Source organism: Paenibacillus sp. G34, assembly GCF_056856875.1.
Genome location: NZ_CM166469.1, coordinates 4336499 through 4354483, shown reverse-complemented (window position 1 = coordinate 4354483; position 17985 = coordinate 4336499). Strand labels below are relative to the sequence as shown.

Genomic DNA, 17985 nt, shown 5'->3' with positions numbered 1-17985 from the left:
TTCTTGGAGTTTTTCAGAATGGTTGACAATTATTTTGCCCTAGTCGAATACATTTATGTATGGGAGCATGATTGTCCATGCCGCTGCTGAAGATCAGATGATCAAGATGAACTCGGGAATGAAGGGAAACGGAAGGCTCACACAGAGCACCTTCGTCATTCCCGAGAACACGTTCCAGCCCATGCCTTTAACGACGCCGCTTGGAGGGGATTGAATGAAAAAGATTTTTGTATTGGATACCAACGTGCTTCTGCATGACCCCAATGCCATATTTGCCTTTGAAGAACATGAGGTAATCATTCCCGCGGTTGTACTGGAGGAGATTGACTCCAAAAAAAGAAATGCCGATGAGATCGGCCGTAACGCACGTAATGTGTCCAGACTGCTGGATGGACTCAGGGAACTGGGCCACCTTCATAGTGGAGTTCCTCTTGCGAATGGAGGCAATCTAAAAGTTGAGCTTAACCACCGCAGTTTTGTGAGAGTTCAGGAAATGTTCGGGGAAGTGTCCAATGACAATCGAATCTTGGCCGTCGCGCTGAATTATCAGATTGAAGAGAATGAAAAAGAAGTAGTGGAGCGACAAGTTGTTCTTGTCAGTAAAGACGTTCTGGTACGGATCAAGGCGGACGTACTAGGACTGATCACACAGGATTACTTATCGGATCGGACGGCAGGTCTCAGCGAGTTGTACCCTGGATATACGGCGCTGAAAGTACACCCGTCAGTCATTGATGAGTTTTACACATATCGTTTCTTGCCGATCAAACCGTTACAACTGTCGTACTCTCTTCACCCGAATGAATTTGTCATTCTGAAGGATGAGATGGGGACAAACAAATCCGCTTTGCTTAAAGTGAATACGGAAGGTACAAAGCTGGAGCCGCTGTTCCTCAGTAATGACAATGTCTGGGGGATCAGCGCCCGAAATGCACAACAACGGATGGCACTGGAGCTTCTTCTGAACGACGATATTCCGCTTGTGACGATAACTGGCAAAGCAGGTACAGGTAAAACGCTTCTCGCTTTAGCAGCAGGATTGCTGAAGGTAGAGGATGATCACAAATACAAAAAGCTACTGATCGCACGACCTGTTGTGCCAATGGGCAAGGATATCGGATATCTGCCAGGAGAGAAAGAAGAAAAGCTTCGTCCGTGGATGCAGCCGATCTACGATAATCTTGAGTTTTTATTTGATACAAAAAAGGCCGGTGATATTGATAAAATACTAATGGGCCTAGGCAGCATTCAGGTAGAAGCACTGACCTATATTCGTGGAAGGTCCATTCCCGGCCAATTCATCATTATTGATGAAGCCCAGAATTTGTCTCGTCACGAAGTGAAAACCATTGTATCCCGTGTAGGTGAAGGCAGTAAAATCATTTTGATGGGTGACCCTGAACAGATTGACCACCCTTATCTTGATTCAGCGAGCAACGGACTTACCTATATTGTGGAGCGCTTTAAACAAGAGGGGATCAGTGGACACATTATGCTTGAAAAAGGAGAGCGTTCCAAGCTGGCACAACTTGCAGCAGACTTGTTATAGTAAACTTTTCTCCAGTTTATATCTGGATTTATTTCCCGGAAAATGTTCTACATGAGAGCCGACTCCTGAAGTCGGCTTTTTTTGCTGAAAAAATAAAAATCAATTGTTATACAGAATTGGATATGCTCGTAATATGCAAAATACAAGAAAAGTGTTTTTTGGCAGGGTAGGACAAGAGCACTACATATTTGATACAATAATGGTTGCGAGAAAATACAAAGTAAGTGAATTTAAGGAGGAGAGTGAATGAAGCGTAGACATCAGGTTGTACTATTTGCAGTGTTGCTGCTTTCGCTAACGATCCTCTCACCTAGTTTTGATTTTAGAGGTTCACAGCAAAATCAGTCACGAAATCAAGAGAAAGATACATATCCGGGTGGGTCATCCCGGAATGAGGAGACACGTGCTCCTCTTGAAATAATGGTATCCATGACGAAAGAGGAGTTTGCTTTGTTTCAAGAAGTGGCTGAAGAAGTGGCTTCTTCTCGTTTTGTCGAGGTTAATCTTCGCAATGTGGAACCGGATAAATATCAGGAAGTGCTGGATCAGGAGTTTTCGTTAGGAGAGAACGGAGATATTATTTTACTGCAAAGTGATCAAGTACAGCGCTATGCGAAAAAAGGATATCTTGTTCCTTTAAATGGGACGTCGCTCTCTAAGTCAATTGGAGATACGGTTAACGAGTTGCGGGGAATGACAGAGTGGAACGGATATCAATGGGCAATGCCCTTTGATGTTGATCCTTATGTGATGGGAATAACGCCTTCATATTTGAATGAAACCGGGTTGCCAGAGTTCCCGCTAAATAGGGAGCAATGGTTTAAACTAATCAAAGAATCTCCAACAAAGAGCACACCTTTGATTTCACTAAATATAGATGACACATACGGAGCAAGTGCGTGGTTGAGTTATTTGCCGCCGGGAATGAGTCCTGACCAGATTCTAAGGATGCAACCTGCATCCATGACAAATGAATTTCAGCAGGGAGTAAGCTTGCTCAGCGAGCTCCAACCCCATATTTTGCCTATGTCTGTAGATCCGGTATTATCTGCTTCAGATTATAAGGTGCAAACTCCGATGTTTGTATCTACACTGTCTCGTATTCGTAAGATGGATGAAGCTTCCAAGGGTCAGGGGTCGTTTGCTTCACCTCTTTATTTACAAGTCCTGAAGACGGCCCAGTCCAGAAGTCTGGTTATTACGGCAGGGTCAGCGGAGATAGATACGGCAAGCCGATGGATTGAAGGAATGTTGTCTGCTGCAACGCAGAATAAATGGGTTAAAGAAACCAGGCGCCTACCTGCAAGGCAGCAAGAGATGGAGAAGGAAACCGGAAATGTTGAAGCGCGGTATCGTGTGATTCCCAATCAACCCTGGTTATCCAAAGAATTCACTCCATTAAAACTGGCTGAAAACCAAGCGATGATCACTCGCTTTCAGAAACGGGTGCAGCAGGTGCTTCAAGGGAAGATGAGTGCTGTTCAGTATGTGAACAGCATCAAAAAAGAATCTAACCCTTAGAATGAAATGGCTAATTTCACTTCTAAAACACCTTTATCTGTAGAAACATCGGTAGCTTTGACAAAGGACAGAATTTTTTGTGGATAAAAACCAAGATCAAATTCTTTCTCCAGCATTCGGCGTGTTGTGTCGGGAAGTTCAAGCTGATTGAATACCAGTTTATCCACATGAAAGCGAATAGCGTTTTGCGGTTCGTTCTCAACTGTATAGTGGCCTTCGATGCTTAATTGTAACTGATCCCGCTGTCCCGAGGCTGTAATTTTAGCTTGATCAAATGTAAAGGCAAAATCCTCAAAGATTGCATTCTCCGAACGCAAAAACGAATTCAATTCTTCCTGGCCTATGCGAATGGTATACGTGGCTCCTGTTGTGGCAATGGCTCCATTTTGCTTTTGTACAAAATCGGGTAGATTCTGCATGGCCGACGCCAACGCTTTAAAATAACGTTTCACTTCGTATATGCCGATGTTTTCCCAATAGAGCGTTAATTCGTTCATTAATTTTTGGATAGCTGCCGCGTCACCGCTGGCGGTTATTTGTCTATCCACTTCTTTTTGCAATGAGGCGACCCTAGTACGCTGAGCCTCTAAATTGGTTTTCATGTCAGCAAGCTCCAAAGAGGTTTGACGAATTTGATCTGACGTTCGCTGTAATTCATTATATCGGGTTTGATACTTGTCCAACACGGCTTGATCTTGGCCGATAATGATCTGATAGTAGTCATACAGAACAAACAAATCTTTAAACGATCTTGCTCCAAGCACCGTCATGAGCAGGCTATCGCGCTCTCCTGTATAATAAGACCTTACAACTGCTCCCGCCCGGTCTTGCTGGATATGTATTTCCTTTTCCTGCTGTATCAGTTGGGCAGATAGTGTCTCATGTTGTTTGGCTAATTCCTGCTGCTTTTCTGTAATGCGTTCAATCTCGTGATCAATTTCTACAATAGATAATGCCTTTTGCAAAATGGCTTGAGTATCTTCGGGTGAAGATTCCCCGTAAATGAATGAAGAGGCGGGTTGTGCGAAAAATATAATGATGAACAAGATGGCGATCAGGCCATATCGATGCTTCACGATCATTCTCCTTCCTTAACTCCTACATACGTAAATATTGAGTACTCTTCCTAACTTAGCACTCTTCCTAACAATATATGAAATCCATACGAAAAATATCCTTAGTGGTTACATACCATTATATCTTCATATGTAATCTGAAAAACAAAAAAACAATCCGATAAGAGCCGGATTGCTTTAATGCTGCTGGCGGATTAGAGCGGCAGTCCCATTTCGAATACAGTCCAATAGCTGAACCCTGTGAACGTCACGATCATATAACCCCAGAAGAGCAATATATACGTACGTTCTGTAAACTTCAAGTATCCCAACAGAACAAAAAACGCAGTCTGCAGGAAGAAAAGCAAAGCCATTTCGACTAAATCTCCTGCAAAAGCCATCAGGCCAATCGCAAGCGTGAAGAACCCGAGTACCCTAAACATGCGTGCCACGGTAAATCCTCCTCTCTTATGTACGTTCATAGATTGTCTACATAATATTATACCGAGAAAGGAAAAACGTGTAAACAAATTTGGGTATGAAAGCGAATTCTTTTTTTGTGGGCTAGGATTAAAAGTCGGCAGAATTATCATGATTACGTATGAGGGAACCTGAATATGGAAATACATTTTAGTATGAAAATCAATTCTATGAACTCTATGAGAGGCATAAGAATGAGTAAGCAACTTTTATACCTAATTCACATAACGGGTTACCGGTTATGGGGACGGTTATTTCAGGATGGTGTTAGGAGGGTATTATAGCATGACTGCAGTGAGACAGGATGCTTGGAGTACAGAGGACGATTTGATATTGGCAGAGGTTACATTGCGTCATATTCGGGAGGGTAGCACGCAGCTAGCGGCTTTTGAAGAAGTAGGAGAAAAAATAGGCAGAACTTCTGCCGCATGTGGATTCCGTTGGAATAGTTATGTTCGCAAAAAGTATGAATCAGCCATTAGCAATGCTAAAGCACAAAGGCAAAAGCGCAGCTATCTTAGAAAACAGCCTGCAATGCTGGGTCCGCAGGTTGCTGCACTGGCAACATTAGACGCCGAAGATGGTATCTTTAAAACGGATGGGGTGTCTGATGAATCCTTGTCTATGGATGCGGTGATCCGCTTTTTACGGCAGTGGAAAGGCACAGTGCAGGAGAATAGCCGTCAGCTTAAAATGCTGGAAAAGGAATTGCGTGAGAAGGAAGATGAACTGCTGGAACTACGTTGTGAGAACGACCGACTCTCCAAAGAAGTCAACGAAGTACAGACAGATTATCGTGTTGTTAACGATGATTACAAAGCATTGATCCAGATTATGGATCGGGCACGTAGGCTTGCCTTTTTATCCGAAGAAGAAGAAGAACTTAAGACAAGGTTCAAAATGGATGCTAACGGAAATTTGGAACGGATTGAGTAGCAAATTTGAGTCTGAAGTATCATGATAATAACGTGCCCGCCAGACCTCCGTGATTTTACGGTAGGTATGTCGGGTTTTTAGTTGTGTATATTTGTTCTATTATAGAAAGAAAGGGAATACGGAAAAGCATATGAGAGATGCATCAAACGATGAAAGCAGGGGATTAGATGGTTATAGACGTAGTGGGAGCGGGTTCGCTAGGACTTCTATATGGAGGCAAGTTACAGGCAGCAGGTGAATGTGTGCGTTTCTGGACCAGAACATCAGAACAGGCTGATCAGCTTAAACAAAATGGATTCACAATTACCCAGAGCGACGAAGAAACATACATCAAGCTGGATGAGATACAGGCTAACCCGATATCCCAACTGGCGAATCATTGGAACAAGATGCCTGGCGACTGGATACTGCTCACTGTGAAGCAAACTCATGTAGAGGATTTTATTGCAATGATGGCAACATTAGAACATCAGCGGCACATAAGGATAGCTTGTTATCAAAACGGTCTTGGTCATTTGGAAAAGTTACAGGCTGCATTGCCACACACACTACTGTGTAGCGCGATTACAACAGAAGGGGCAAAACGTATAGGGGATCAAGTATACCGAGCGGGTTTAGGGGAAACACAATTAGGTTGGAGTAAGGCTTTGACTACAATGAATGAGATGATAATAGAAGAAAAACAAATATTTACTTTAGCCAAGGTTTTGCAGCAGGCAGGATTTGACTGTACAGTGTCGAATGAAATCGATAAGCTGATATACAGAAAACTGTTAATTAATGCGGTCATTAACCCGCTCACGGCAATATGGAGAATACCTAATGGTGAATTGCTTCACAAATTAGAGCGGGTCAGAATGATGCGCCAATTGTATGATGAGGCATTGACCGTTTACAAGGCTGTAGGCGTACAATTAGAAGGGGATTTGTGGGAACTGATTCAGGGAGTATGTCAAGCCACTGCTTCCAATACCTCCTCCATGCTTGCAGATATTTTACATAAACGTACAACAGAAGTTGAATCCATTAATGGATCCATCATAAGAATGGCGAAGCAGTTCAATCTGAAGGTACCTACACATGAAATGCTTTTTCATTTGATTCAAGGTATGCAATCAGAAGGGGTGAGTTGATGGGATTTTTCATCGTATTGAGTATATTGCCTTTTTTTCCGTTTTTTCTCGTGTATTGGGGCATGATGGTATGGAAGAAAGATAAGTCATTTGCACTACGGACAGCTATGGATATCACTACATTTTTTCTTATTTTCTCGGTTTCAGCGTTATTCAACTTAACATTTGATTCGAGTTTTGGTTTTTATCTGACATTAATACTCATACTAATTGCGCTTGGTTTTATCGGAGGTGCGCAAAATCGACTAAAAGGAAAGGTAGATGGGGGGAGAATGTTCAGGGCCGTATGGCGTATGTCATTCGTAATGATGAGTTTTGGATATGTTTTGTTTACTTTATTTGGATTATTTAGATACATTATGAATCAGATGTAAGGTTACATAACGCAAAATCCCGAAAAGATGTGGCGATTTTGTCGAAAACTGAAAAAAACATTACTTTCTGAAAAAGTAATGTAGATTTTTTTGACCGGTGGTTGTATAATCTATAAACATAAACCACATAAATTTAGGGGGAAAAGTTAGATGAAAAGGAAAAGTCTATTAGTCCTTTTGACGCTGATCTTGGCGTTCGGTACCGTACTTGCAGCGTGCGGATCGAAAAATGAAGGCACAGGTACCACAACAGATAACAATTCTGCAAGCGGAGAAAAGGGTCTTGCCAAAGATCAAGTTCTGAAAATTAACTTGTCAGCTGAACCTCCTACGTTTGACCCGGCTCAAGCCAAAGACAGCCAAACTAACACAGTTTTGAAATTCTTGTATGAAGGTCTTGTACGCATCGATGAAAACGGCAAAGAAGCTGCTGGTGTTGCTAAAGACTGGAAAATCTCTGAAGATGGTTTGAAATATGTATTCAACCTGAACCCAGATGCAAAATGGAGCAATGGTGATCCTGTAACAGCTGAAGATTTCGTTCGTTCTTGGGAACGTGCTTTGAAACCGGAAACAGCTTCTCCTTATGCGTACCAATTGTACTACATCAAGGGTGCTGAAGGTTTTAACATGAGCAAAGATAAAAATTTCAAAGGCACTAAAATCACTGATTTCTCCCAAGTGGGTGTAAAAGCTACTGATGAGCACACGCTTGAAGTAACATTGGAAAACCCAACTCCTTACTTCTTGGGTTTGACAGCATTCTATACGTACTATCCAGTACACAAGTCTGCTGACACGAATGATAAATTCTTCTCAGACTACAAAAACATGATCGTTAACGGACCATTTGTAATGGATCAATACGCTAAAGGTCAAAAAATTGTAGTGAAGAAAAACGAAGGTTACCATGCAGCGTCTGACATTAAATTGTCTGAAATCAATATGTCTTTGACAAACAGCAGTGCTTCTGAACTGCAAGCTTACAAATCAGGACAATTGGACTACACAGGTGCACCTAACGGTGAGATCCCGTCTGACCAAATTCCTTCTTTGAAAGCTGAACTGCCAAACGAGTTTAAAGCAACTGGTATTGCAAGTACGTATTACTACCAGTTTAACGTAAATGAAGCACCGTTCAACAACGCTAAAATCCGTAAAGCATTTGCAATGTCCATTCAACGTCAATTGATCGTTGATAAAGTAACACAAGGTGGACAAATTCCAGCATTCGGTTTTGTACCTCCAGGTATCCGTGGTGAAAAAGAAGAATTCCGTACGGAACACAAAGATGATTACTTCACTGAAAATGTAGATGAAGCTAAAAAGTTGCTTGCTGAAGGTATGCAAGAAGAGGGTTACACTACTTTGCCTGCAATCACTTTGATCTACAACACAAGTGACGGTCACGCGAAAATCGCTTTGGCTATTGCTGATATGTGGAAAAAGAACCTTGGTGTTGATGTGAAAACAGAAAACCAAGAGTGGAAAGTATTCTTGGATAACCGTCAAAAACAAAACTTCCAAGTCGCTCGTGCGGGCTGGTCTGCGGACTACAACGATCCGTTCAACTTCTTGGAAATGTGGAAAACTGGAAACACAAACAACGACTCTAAATTCAGCAATGCACAGTATGATAAAGACCTCGAAGATACTGTAAAAACAACAGATGTAGCTAAACGTATGGCTGCTTTTGCTGACGCAGAAAAAGTTCTGATTCAAGATGAAATGGGCGTAATGCCAATTTACTACTACACTAACGTATCTTTGACTAAGCCTTACCTGAAAGGCGTACAACTTGATTTCAGTGGAGCGATTGACTTCACTCGCGCATATCTGGAAGAGAAGTAAGTTGTTCTGAAGTCTAATATGATTACTTCGGGATATATATGTGGAATTCCATATATATCCCGATTTTTTTGTATGTGCACTGATTTTCCTTATAATTCTTGAAATTTCCGATAAATGGATTGGACTTTATTGCAGTCTGATTCTACAATCGATTTGTATACAAAATATTGTTTGTGGAGGTGTGCAAGGGTTGGTTAAGTACGTTTTGAAAAAACTGCTATTTATGCTGCTATCGCTTTTCATACTCGCATCGATGACTTTCTTCCTGATGAAAGCCATTCCTGGTGACCCTTTTACATCGGAAAAAAGAGTATCACCTGAGATTCGGGCCTTGCTTGAAGTGAAATACGGTCTGGACAAGCCGATGTATGTGCAATACTTCAAATACATCGGAGATATTGTCAAAGGCGACTTTGGGGTTTCGATGAACTACCTTAATCAAGGTGTCACAGAAATGATTATAAAAACATTTTCGGCATCTTTGAAGATTGGTATCTTTGCAATCATTATTTCCATCATCGTAGGGGTGTTGCTTGGACTACTTGCAGCCGTGTATCACCGTAAACTGATTGATGATGTCACGATGGTTCTTGCTGTTATCGGAATTGCTGTACCAAGTTTCTTGCTGGCGTCCTTAGTGCAGTTTGTGTTTGCATCCAAACTGGGATGGTTCAACGTTATGGGCTTCGACGGTCCACTTGACTATGTGCTTCCGGTTGTAGCTCTATCTGCATCACCAATCGCTTTTATCGCACGTCTAACGCGTTCAAGCATGCTGGAAGTTCTACATGCAGACTACATTAAAACCGCTAAAGCTAAAGGGTTGAAATGGCCTGCCATCATGTTTAAGCACGTTGTACGGAACGGTATTTTGCCAGTTGTTACGTATGTAGGTCCAATGACCGCTAACATTATCACAGGTTCTGTTGTTATTGAGCAAATCTTTAACATTGGCGGAATCGGTAAAGTGTTTGTGGAAAGTATCACAAACCGTGACTACACCATGATTATGGGGATTACTATTTTCTACGGTATTCTCTTGATGTTTGCACGTTTTCTTACAGATATCGTATACGTATTGGTTGATCCTAGAATTAAGCTGGAAAGCCGGAAGGGGGCATAACGTTGTCTGGCACGAATAATAACAATAATGGAACACCGAACACTGACCTGAACAGTCAGGCAGCGGTGAAGCCACAAGAAAGTATTTCCCTTTTTAGAGATGCAATGTATAGATTGGCGACGAATAAAGCTGCAATGATTAGCCTTAGTGTGCTGGTACTTGTTGTACTATTTGCTACACTTGGACCAACTTCTTTGTTTACGAAGTACAATTATTATTCTAATGACTTGCTTAATTCGAACGCTGCTCCCAGTGCGGAACACTGGTTCGGTACGGATGATCTGGGTCGTGATGTGTGGGTAAGAACATGGGTCGGCGCGCGTGTATCCTTGACGGTAGGTCTGGCTGCGGCGTTGATTGACCTTGTGATCGGGGTTATCTATGGTGCGATCATGGGTTACTATGGTGGACGAGTTGACGGAGTTATGAATAAGTTCTCCGAGATTTTGTACTCTTTGCCTTACATGCTGGTTGTTATCCTGTTGCTGGTTGTATTGGAGCCAAGTCTTACAACGATTATTATTGCCCTCACCATTACAGGCTGGATCAGTATGTCCTGGATTGTACGTGGTGAGATTATGCAACTCAAGAATAGAGACTTTATCCTTGCTGCAAGATCGATGGGTGCAAGTACTGGACGTCAATTGTTCCGCCACTTGTTGCCAAACGCAGTTGGGCCGATTATCGTTACTTTGACATTGTCTATTCCAAATGCGATCTTTGCTGAGGCTTTCCTAAGCTTCCTCGGTTTAGGTGTATCTGCACCAAGATCTTCTCTGGGATCGATGATCAACGACGCACTTACAGGATGGACGCTGTATCCATGGCGGATGTGGTTCCCGGCTGGTTTGATGGTTGTAACAATGCTTGCATTTAATTTGCTCGGTGATGGACTGCGTGACGCACTTGATCCGAAATTACGTAAATAGAAAGAGGAGGTGGGATTATGGAGCCGATTTTAACAGTCAAAGACTTAAGCGTATCGTTTACGACGCGCTCGGGTGAATTTGATGCCGTTAAAAATGTGAGTTTCGAAATTGGCAAAGGAGAAACGCTAGGGATCGTAGGTGAATCCGGTAGTGGTAAGAGTGTTACCGCCCAGACGATCATGAAATTGATCCCTTCCCCGCCTTCGAAGGTTAAGAGCGGAGATATTACGTTTCACGGACAGGATTTGCTGAATAAAACAGATAAACAAATGGAATCCATTCGTGGTAAAGATATCGGTATGATCTTCCAAGATCCAATGACTTCATTGAATCCTACGATTAAAATTGGTAAACAGATAACGGAAGTATTGCGTAAACATCAAAATATGTCCAAGAAAGCAGCGAATAAAGCTGCTCTTGAGATGCTTGAACTTGTAGGTATCAAAAATGCAGCAATTCGCATGAATCATTATCCACACCAATTTTCGGGTGGTATGCGTCAGCGTGCGATGATTGCGATTGCACTTGCTTGCCGTCCGTCATTGCTGATCGCGGATGAGCCAACAACAGCACTCGACGTTACCATTCAAGCTCAAATTCTCGATGTCATGAAAGACATGCAGAAAAAGCTTGGAACGTCTATAATGTTGATTACCCATGACCTTGGCGTTGTAGCCGGCATGTGTGACCGTGTGGTTGTCATGAAGGAAGGCGAAGTTGTCGAAACCGGAACAACAGCTGAGATCTTCAGCAATCCGCAGCATCCATATACGATTAAATTGCTAAACGCTCTTCCGCGTCTGGACGAGCCGAAAAAGGAAAAACCAGCACCTGCGGGTATTGTTAAAGGAAGCAACAAACCTTTGGTTCAAGTGAAAAACCTGAAACAATACTTTAACCTCGGTAAAGGTAACATCCTCAAAGCTGTAAACGACGTGAGCTTTGACATCTTTGAAGGAGAAACACTTGGCGTAGTAGGTGAGTCAGGTTGTGGTAAATCGACAACTGGACGTACCATTCTGCGCCTTTACGAGCCGACGGGCGGAAGTGTGAACTTCAATGGTACAGATATTTACAAATTGTCTCCACGCAAGATGAAAGAAATGCGTAAAGACATGCAGATGATTTTCCAAGATCCATATGCCTCGCTGAATCCGCGTTTTAACGTTATGGATATCATCGGTGAGTCTCTGGATATTCACGGTCTGGCAACAAGCTCCAAAGAGCGTAAGAGACGGGTAGAAGAGCTACTGGATCTCGTTGGTCTTAACCCAAGTCATGCTTTGCGTTATCCGCATGAATTCTCTGGTGGACAAAGACAGCGGATCGGGATTGCACGTGCACTTGCCGTTGACCCTAAATTTATCATTTGTGATGAGCCGCTTTCTGCACTGGATGTATCCATTCAAGCTCAGGTCGTTAAATTGCTTGAAGAGTTGCAGCAGCGACTTGGATTGACGTATCTCTTTATCGCCCATGACTTGTCCATGGTTAAACATATCAGTGACCGTGTCGCTGTTATGTATATGGGTAAAGTGGTAGAATTGGCTGAGAGCGAAGAGTTATATGCCAACCCAATTCACCCTTACACTAAAACGTTGCTTTCTGCCATCCCTGTTCCAGATCCGGAAGTAGAAGCAAATAAACGCCGTATTTTGTTGCCGGATGAACAATCTGGTCCAACTCAAAATGGTTCTGGCGGTTCTAAAAACGATCCATATAATTTGGAAAATGCTCAATTGATTGAAGTTTCCAAAGGACACTGGGTTGCAGAACCTTACGTATAATCGTTTCAAAAACGAATATGCTATTATTTACATCATAACCGCCGATTTAAATCGGCGGTTTTTTTATATTATTTGTGACTTTGCTTTGACGAAGAGCCACTGAATTCGGTACAATCAAGGAAGGCTCTTTTGAAGCAGAATAGGAGGCAGACCTCATGAAAGGGATTACCGAGGCGCTCCGCAGCGGATCAAAGCTTGCAGAGGATTATATCTGTACGGCAGATGCTGCGCGAAGCCTTTATGAATATGACATTCGCTGGGAAAACAGCCTCCATGCGCGTGCTGAATGGCTGAAGCAATCGGAGCATACACGTGTTGACCGTCATGAATTGGCGACGTATTTACGTTTATATAATAAGCGAGTGAATGATCATGACAAGGTTCATGATTCAATTAACCGACTTGTTGAAGAGGATGCATTGGTCGTTACCGGAGGACAACAGAGCGGCTTGCTCACCGGACCATTGTTCGTTATATACAAAGCAGCCAGTGTGGTTGCTGCCGCTCGCGAAGCAGAACACCAACTGAACCGACCTGTGATTCCTGTATTCTGGATTGCAGGTGAGGATCATGATTGGGACGAGGTAAATCATACATTTTTGCCTGATTCTCAAGGTGATATCCATAAAATTAAACTTCAAGGTCATTTTACGGGAAGAGATTCGGTAAGTCAGGTGGAAGTGAAATGGGAACAGTGGAAGGCGGTACTGGAGCAAGTAGAGCAGTTATTGCCAGATACCATCCATAAACCAGGTTTAATGAAGGTGATTACGGAAATTCATCATTCCAGTACAAATTTGAGTGATGCGTTTGCCCGAATGATATCCACTTTGTTTGCAGACACTGGTCTGATACTTATGGATGCTGCTGACCCGGATTTACGTAAGTTAGAAAAGCCTGTATTCGAGCGTATGATTCGGAAGAGCAATTCGTTACGTACAGCTTATTTGCAAGGAGCAACACTTGTGGAACAAGCAGGTTACGCCATGCCGGCAGAAGTGGCAGAAGATGGGGCCAATCTCTTTTATATTCATGAAGGCACTCGTTTGCTGTTAACGCTGAAAGATCACTTGTATCAAGATCGAAAAGGGTTGGTGTCTTTTACAGAGGAACGATTGTTGCAAGAGCTGGAAGATCATCCTGAACGTTTCAGTAATAATGTACTTACTCGGCCATTGATGCAAGATTCATTGCTGCCTGTAGCGGCTGTAATTTTAGGACAGGGTGAAATTGCTTATTGGGGTCTTACACGCGAAGCCTTCCGTACATTTGGATTGCAGATGCCGATATTACTGCCGCGTCTTTCCTTTACCATATTGGAAGAAGTGCAGCATAAACATATGAAGCAATACGGACTTTCTTTCCAGGATGTACAGTATGATTTGGAAGAAAAGAAGGCACAGTGGCTAGCTCAGCAGGAAACATTTCAGGTCGATGAGCAGTTCACACAGATCCGTGAGCAGTTTATAACGCTCTATCGTCCGTTGCTGGATCAGGTTGCAGAGGTGCATCCTGGGTTGAACCGGATCGGTGAAGCCAATTTAGCAAAAATGAACGAGCAGATTCAATATTTAGAGAATCAGACTCGTAAGGCGATTGAAGATAAACATCAAGTAACTTTAAGGCATTGGAACGGTATTCAGAATGCTCTGTTCCCGATGGGCAAACCGCAGGAGCGAGTACATAATGCTCTCTTTTACCTGAATCGTTATGGAAGCGACTGGGTTCAGGAATTGATTAAAGCATCTGCTGAATTCCACGGTCAACACAAGGTTATACCGATGTGAGTATCTAGATGATATGGATCTTTATAATAGAAGAAACACATTCGAGGGGGAGATAAAGTGAGCACATCTGCACTGCAAAACAGCATCGTTAAAGACATGGGACTTGCTTCTGAAGGCCATTTGAAAATTGATTGGGTCGAAGCACATATGCCGGTGTTAAACCGGATTCGTCGTCAATTTGAGCAGGATCAGCCTTTTAAAGGTCTGAAAGTATCGATTTGTCTTCACCTGGAAGCTAAGACAGCATATCTGGCAAAAGTCATTCAGGCTGGTGGAGCTGAAGTGACAATTACGCACAGTAACCCGTTGTCCACTCAAGATGATGTATGTGCTGCTTTGGTAGAAGATGGTGTCACGGTTTATGCTAAATATAATCCAGAGCCAGCCGAGTTCAAAGCACTGCAGCTTCGCGCTCTTGAAGTAAAACCTGATTTGATCATCGATGATGGCGGAGATTTCGCTACAATTATTGCTTCTGAACGTCCTGACCTTGCGGCTACGATTCGCGGAGGTGCAGAAGAAACGACAACAGGCATTATTCGTTTGAAAGCATTGGCGAAAGAAGGGCAACTGAAATTCCCGATGGTTGCGGTAAATGACGCATATTGCAAATACCTGTTTGATAACCGTTACGGTACAGGACAATCCGCTTTTGATGGTATCATTCGGACAACGAACCTGGTAGTTGCCGGGAAAAATGTCGTAGTTGCCGGGTATGGCTGGTGCGGTAAGGGTGTGGCCATGCGGGCAAAAGGTTTGGGCGCCAACGTTATTGTAACTGAAATTGACCCGATCAAAGCCGTGGAAGCACATATGGATGGATTCCGGGTTATGACGATGCTGGAAGCAGCAAAGTTGGGTGATTTCTTTATTGCGGTAACTGGCAATAAGGACGTTATTACTGGTGAACATTACGATGTTATGAAAGATGGAGCTATTCTTAGTAATGCAGGTCACTTCGACGTTGAGGTCAACAAACCGGAGCTTGCCAAACGCTCCGAATCAATTCGTACGGTTCGTCGCAATATTGAGGAATATCGTTTCAAAGATGGACGTAAAATGTATCTTCTTGCGGAAGGTCGCTTGGTAAATCTGGGAGCTGCTGACGGACATCCAGCCGAGATTATGGACACTACGTTTGCTCTTCAAGCACTTGGTCTGCGTTATGTGAGTGAACACTATGAATCTCTTGGTAAAAACGTAGTTAATGTTCCCTACGAAATTGACCAGCAAGTGGCGAGTTACAAGCTCGAGAGTCTGAATATTGCCATTGATTCTCTGTCCGCTGAGCAAGTAAAGTATCTCGATAGTTGGAAATTCTAAAGTTTCATCCAATAATTACAAGCTGATAAACTGTTTCGAAAGAAGTAAAATGGTGTATTGATGATATGGCTCATGTACGGGTGCACATACGATCACCCGTAACCGGGAAACGTCTCTGATCCTGAATGACAGGATCAGAGACGTTTTTTTGGGTGGAATCAAATAAAAAAGTAGAAATGTCAAGAAGGGTTTTGATTTTTTTAACCGAATCTATTATGCTTAGGTGGTGGAAAGTGGGGCAAAGTGGGGGAAATGGGTGAGGAGTGAGCGAGACAATGTTTATGGGCGAGTTTCAACATAGCATTGATGATAAAGGCCGGGTCATTATTCCGGCTAAATTCCGCGAATCTCTTGGAGCCTCTTTCGTTGTCACACGAGGTTTGGATCAGTGTCTTTTCGTGTACCCCATGGAGGAGTGGGGGGTCATGGAACAGAAGCTCAAAGCACTGCCGCTGATGAAATCCGATGCACGTGCATTTACTCGATTTTTTTTCTCGGGTGCAACTGAATGTGAACTGGATAAACAGGGCAGGGTAAATCTGCCGGGCAACTTGAGAGAGTATGCCAAACTGGACAAGGACTGCGTTGTTCTTGGCGTGTCGAACCGGGTGGAGATTTGGAGCAAAGGCATATGGGAAAGTTATTTCAATCAATCCGAAGAAGCATTCAACGACATCGCCGAAAAGCTGGTCGATTTTAATTTTGACTTATAAAGTAAGGAGGGGTGCAGGTTGTTTCACCACATCACCGTACTCAAAGAAGAGGCAACCGAGGGACTAAACATCAAGCAGGACGGTATATACGTGGACTGCACTTTGGGAGGGGCGGGACACAGTTCCGTGATTGCATCCAAGCTAGGTCCGGGGGGACGTCTGATCGCACTTGATCAGGATGATTGGGCTTTGGATAATGCACGCGAGAAGCTCGCTGCCTATGAAAACCAGGTTACATTGGTGAAAACCAATTTTAGGGATTTGGAACAAGTTCTCAAAGATCTTGATGTTCCTATGAAGGATGGTATACCACAGGTCGATGGGATTCTGTATGACCTGGGTGTTTCATCACCACAGTTCGACGAAGGAGAACGTGGGTTCAGTTACAATCACGATGCACCTTTAGATATGCGTATGGATCAGGATGCGCTTTTAACAGCCAAAGAGATTGTGAATGAGTGGCCGGAAGCAGAGATTGCTCGGATTCTCTATCGCTACGGTGAAGAGAAGTTCTCCAAACGGATTGCTCGTGTCATTGTGGAAAAACGTAGTCAGTCTGAGATCGAAACGACAGGCGAACTTGTGGAATTGATCAAAGAAGGTATCCCTGCAGCAGCCCGCCGTACCGGTGGACATCCTGCGAAGAGAAGTTTTCAGGCGCTGCGTATTGCTGTAAATGATGAACTGGGTGCTTTTGAGGAAGGACTTCATCAGGCTGTTCGTTGTTTAGCGCCAGGGGGGCGCGTATCTGTTATTACCTTCCACTCCCTTGAGGACCGGATATGTAAACAGATCTTCAGCAGCTATCTTGAAAAATGTACATGTCCACCTGACTTTCCGTTATGTGTATGTGGTGGGAAAGGGACTTTACGTCTCGTCAACCGAAAACCGCTGATTCCAACAGAAGCGGAACTGACCGAGAACTCTCGTGCACGATCAGCTAAGCTGCGTGTAGCTGAGAAATTGTAGAACAAAAGTGGAGGAGGAGCCCTCGAATGGCATATACACGCGGCAATCTAGCGGTCAAAGAAAAAGCCCAGGAACGTGTAACGCAGCAGAGGTACAAGGAAACAACCAAAGTCGTGACACGTCGCACGGGTCTGCCGGCTCGCGAAAAGTTTTTATACCTGATCACACTCTTTGCAGTCATTATTGTTGGTGGCGCGCTGATGTCTCGTTACGCTCATATTTATGAACTGAACAAACAGGCACAGTCTACAATTGTGAAAACTAAAAAGGCTGAGAAGGCCATTGCCGATTTGCAGGTGGAGAGAGAAACATTGAACAATCAGGTTATCGAAAATGCAAAAAGGCTGGGATACGTTGAGGCTTCCGGTAAGGATGTTATTTTTGTACCACGCTCAACAACGAATACATCCAAAGGTACTGAATCATCCTCGAATACGACCAGTAGTAAGTAAAGA

General features: G+C 43.3%; 17 protein-coding genes. 15 read left to right on the top strand and 2 right to left on the bottom strand.

Annotation, left to right across the window (positions count from 1 at the left end):
- The first annotated feature begins 67 nt into the window (after positions 1 to 67).
- The 3 genes from AC1VYS_RS19905 (at position 68) to AC1VYS_RS19895 (ending at position 3070) form a co-directional block, all read left to right on the top strand.
- Complete coding sequence (locus tag AC1VYS_RS19905) at positions 68 to 214, top strand: hypothetical protein (protein WP_482934403.1); 147 nt, start codon at positions 68 to 70, stop codon at positions 212 to 214.
- Positions 215 to 1549, top strand: a complete 1335-nt coding sequence (locus tag AC1VYS_RS19900; RefSeq protein ID WP_482911137.1) for a PhoH family protein — start codon at positions 215 to 217, stop codon at positions 1547 to 1549. It begins immediately after the preceding gene.
- A 246-nt stretch (positions 1550 to 1795) separates the two neighbouring features.
- Positions 1796 to 3070, top strand: a complete 1275-nt coding sequence (locus AC1VYS_RS19895; protein WP_482911136.1) for an extracellular solute-binding protein — start codon at positions 1796 to 1798, stop codon at positions 3068 to 3070.
- Here the strand turns inward: AC1VYS_RS19895 and AC1VYS_RS19890 are convergent.
- Entirely contained in the window at positions 3067 to 4146 is a 1080-nt protein-coding gene (locus AC1VYS_RS19890; protein WP_482911135.1) for a hypothetical protein, read from the bottom strand. The two genes, AC1VYS_RS19895 and AC1VYS_RS19890, sit on opposite strands and share 4 nt — an antisense overlap.
- 194 nt (positions 4147 to 4340) lie before the next feature.
- Positions 4341 to 4577, bottom strand: coding sequence for a DUF2626 domain-containing protein (locus AC1VYS_RS19885; RefSeq protein WP_110898524.1), 237 nt, complete (start codon positions 4575 to 4577; stop codon positions 4341 to 4343).
- A gap of 313 nt (positions 4578 to 4890) precedes the next feature.
- Between AC1VYS_RS19885 and AC1VYS_RS19880 the strand changes: the two genes are divergently transcribed.
- The 12 genes from AC1VYS_RS19880 to AC1VYS_RS19825 all read left to right on the top strand — a co-directional run bounded on the left by AC1VYS_RS19880 (position 4891) and on the right by AC1VYS_RS19825 (position 17982).
- Positions 4891 to 5541, top strand: coding sequence for an RsfA family transcriptional regulator (locus AC1VYS_RS19880; RefSeq protein ID WP_482911134.1), 651 nt, complete (start codon positions 4891 to 4893; stop codon positions 5539 to 5541).
- Positions 5542 to 5708: 167 nt separating this feature from the next.
- Entirely contained in the window at positions 5709 to 6674 is a 966-nt protein-coding gene (locus tag AC1VYS_RS19875) for a ketopantoate reductase family protein (protein ID WP_482911133.1), read from the top strand.
- Positions 6674 to 7048: a DUF3397 domain-containing protein gene (locus tag AC1VYS_RS19870; RefSeq protein WP_482911132.1), complete on the top strand. Its 375-nt coding sequence runs from the start codon at positions 6674 to 6676 to the stop codon at positions 7046 to 7048. The genes AC1VYS_RS19875 and AC1VYS_RS19870 overlap by 1 nt, the downstream gene beginning before the upstream one ends.
- Positions 7049 to 7198: 150 nt before the next feature.
- Entirely contained in the window at positions 7199 to 8899 is a 1701-nt protein-coding gene (locus AC1VYS_RS19865; protein WP_482911131.1) for a peptide ABC transporter substrate-binding protein, read from the top strand.
- 190 nt (positions 8900 to 9089) lie between these two features.
- Entirely contained in the window at positions 9090 to 10022 is a 933-nt protein-coding gene (locus AC1VYS_RS19860; RefSeq protein ID WP_482911130.1) for an ABC transporter permease, read from the top strand.
- Positions 10023 to 10069: 47 nt separating this feature from the next.
- Complete coding sequence (locus AC1VYS_RS19855; RefSeq protein WP_482915070.1) at positions 10070 to 10951, top strand: ABC transporter permease; 882 nt, start codon at positions 10070 to 10072, stop codon at positions 10949 to 10951.
- A gap of 17 nt (positions 10952 to 10968) precedes the next feature.
- Positions 10969 to 12738 (top strand): ABC transporter ATP-binding protein, encoded by a 1770-nt coding sequence (locus AC1VYS_RS19850; RefSeq protein ID WP_482911129.1) that lies wholly within the window; start codon positions 10969 to 10971, stop codon positions 12736 to 12738.
- A gap of 155 nt (positions 12739 to 12893) precedes the next feature.
- Positions 12894 to 14525 (top strand): bacillithiol biosynthesis cysteine-adding enzyme BshC, encoded by a 1632-nt coding sequence (gene bshC, locus AC1VYS_RS19845; RefSeq protein ID WP_482911128.1) that lies wholly within the window; start codon positions 12894 to 12896, stop codon positions 14523 to 14525.
- 57 nt (positions 14526 to 14582) lie between these two features.
- Entirely contained in the window at positions 14583 to 15848 is a 1266-nt protein-coding gene (locus AC1VYS_RS19840) for an adenosylhomocysteinase (RefSeq protein ID WP_482911127.1), read from the top strand.
- A gap of 275 nt (positions 15849 to 16123) precedes the next feature.
- Positions 16124 to 16561 carry a division/cell wall cluster transcriptional repressor MraZ gene (mraZ, locus tag AC1VYS_RS19835; protein WP_482915069.1) on the top strand — a complete coding sequence of 146 codons (438 nt, stop codon included), beginning with the start codon at positions 16124 to 16126 and terminating at the stop codon, positions 16559 to 16561.
- Positions 16562 to 16579: 18 nt separating this feature from the next.
- Positions 16580 to 17530, top strand: a complete 951-nt coding sequence (gene rsmH, locus AC1VYS_RS19830; protein WP_482911126.1) for a 16S rRNA (cytosine(1402)-N(4))-methyltransferase RsmH — start codon at positions 16580 to 16582, stop codon at positions 17528 to 17530.
- A gap of 26 nt (positions 17531 to 17556) precedes the next feature.
- Positions 17557 to 17982 carry a hypothetical protein gene (locus AC1VYS_RS19825; RefSeq protein ID WP_482911125.1) on the top strand — a complete coding sequence of 142 codons (426 nt, stop codon included), beginning with the start codon at positions 17557 to 17559 and terminating at the stop codon, positions 17980 to 17982.
- The last annotated feature ends 3 nt before the right edge of the window (positions 17983 to 17985 follow it).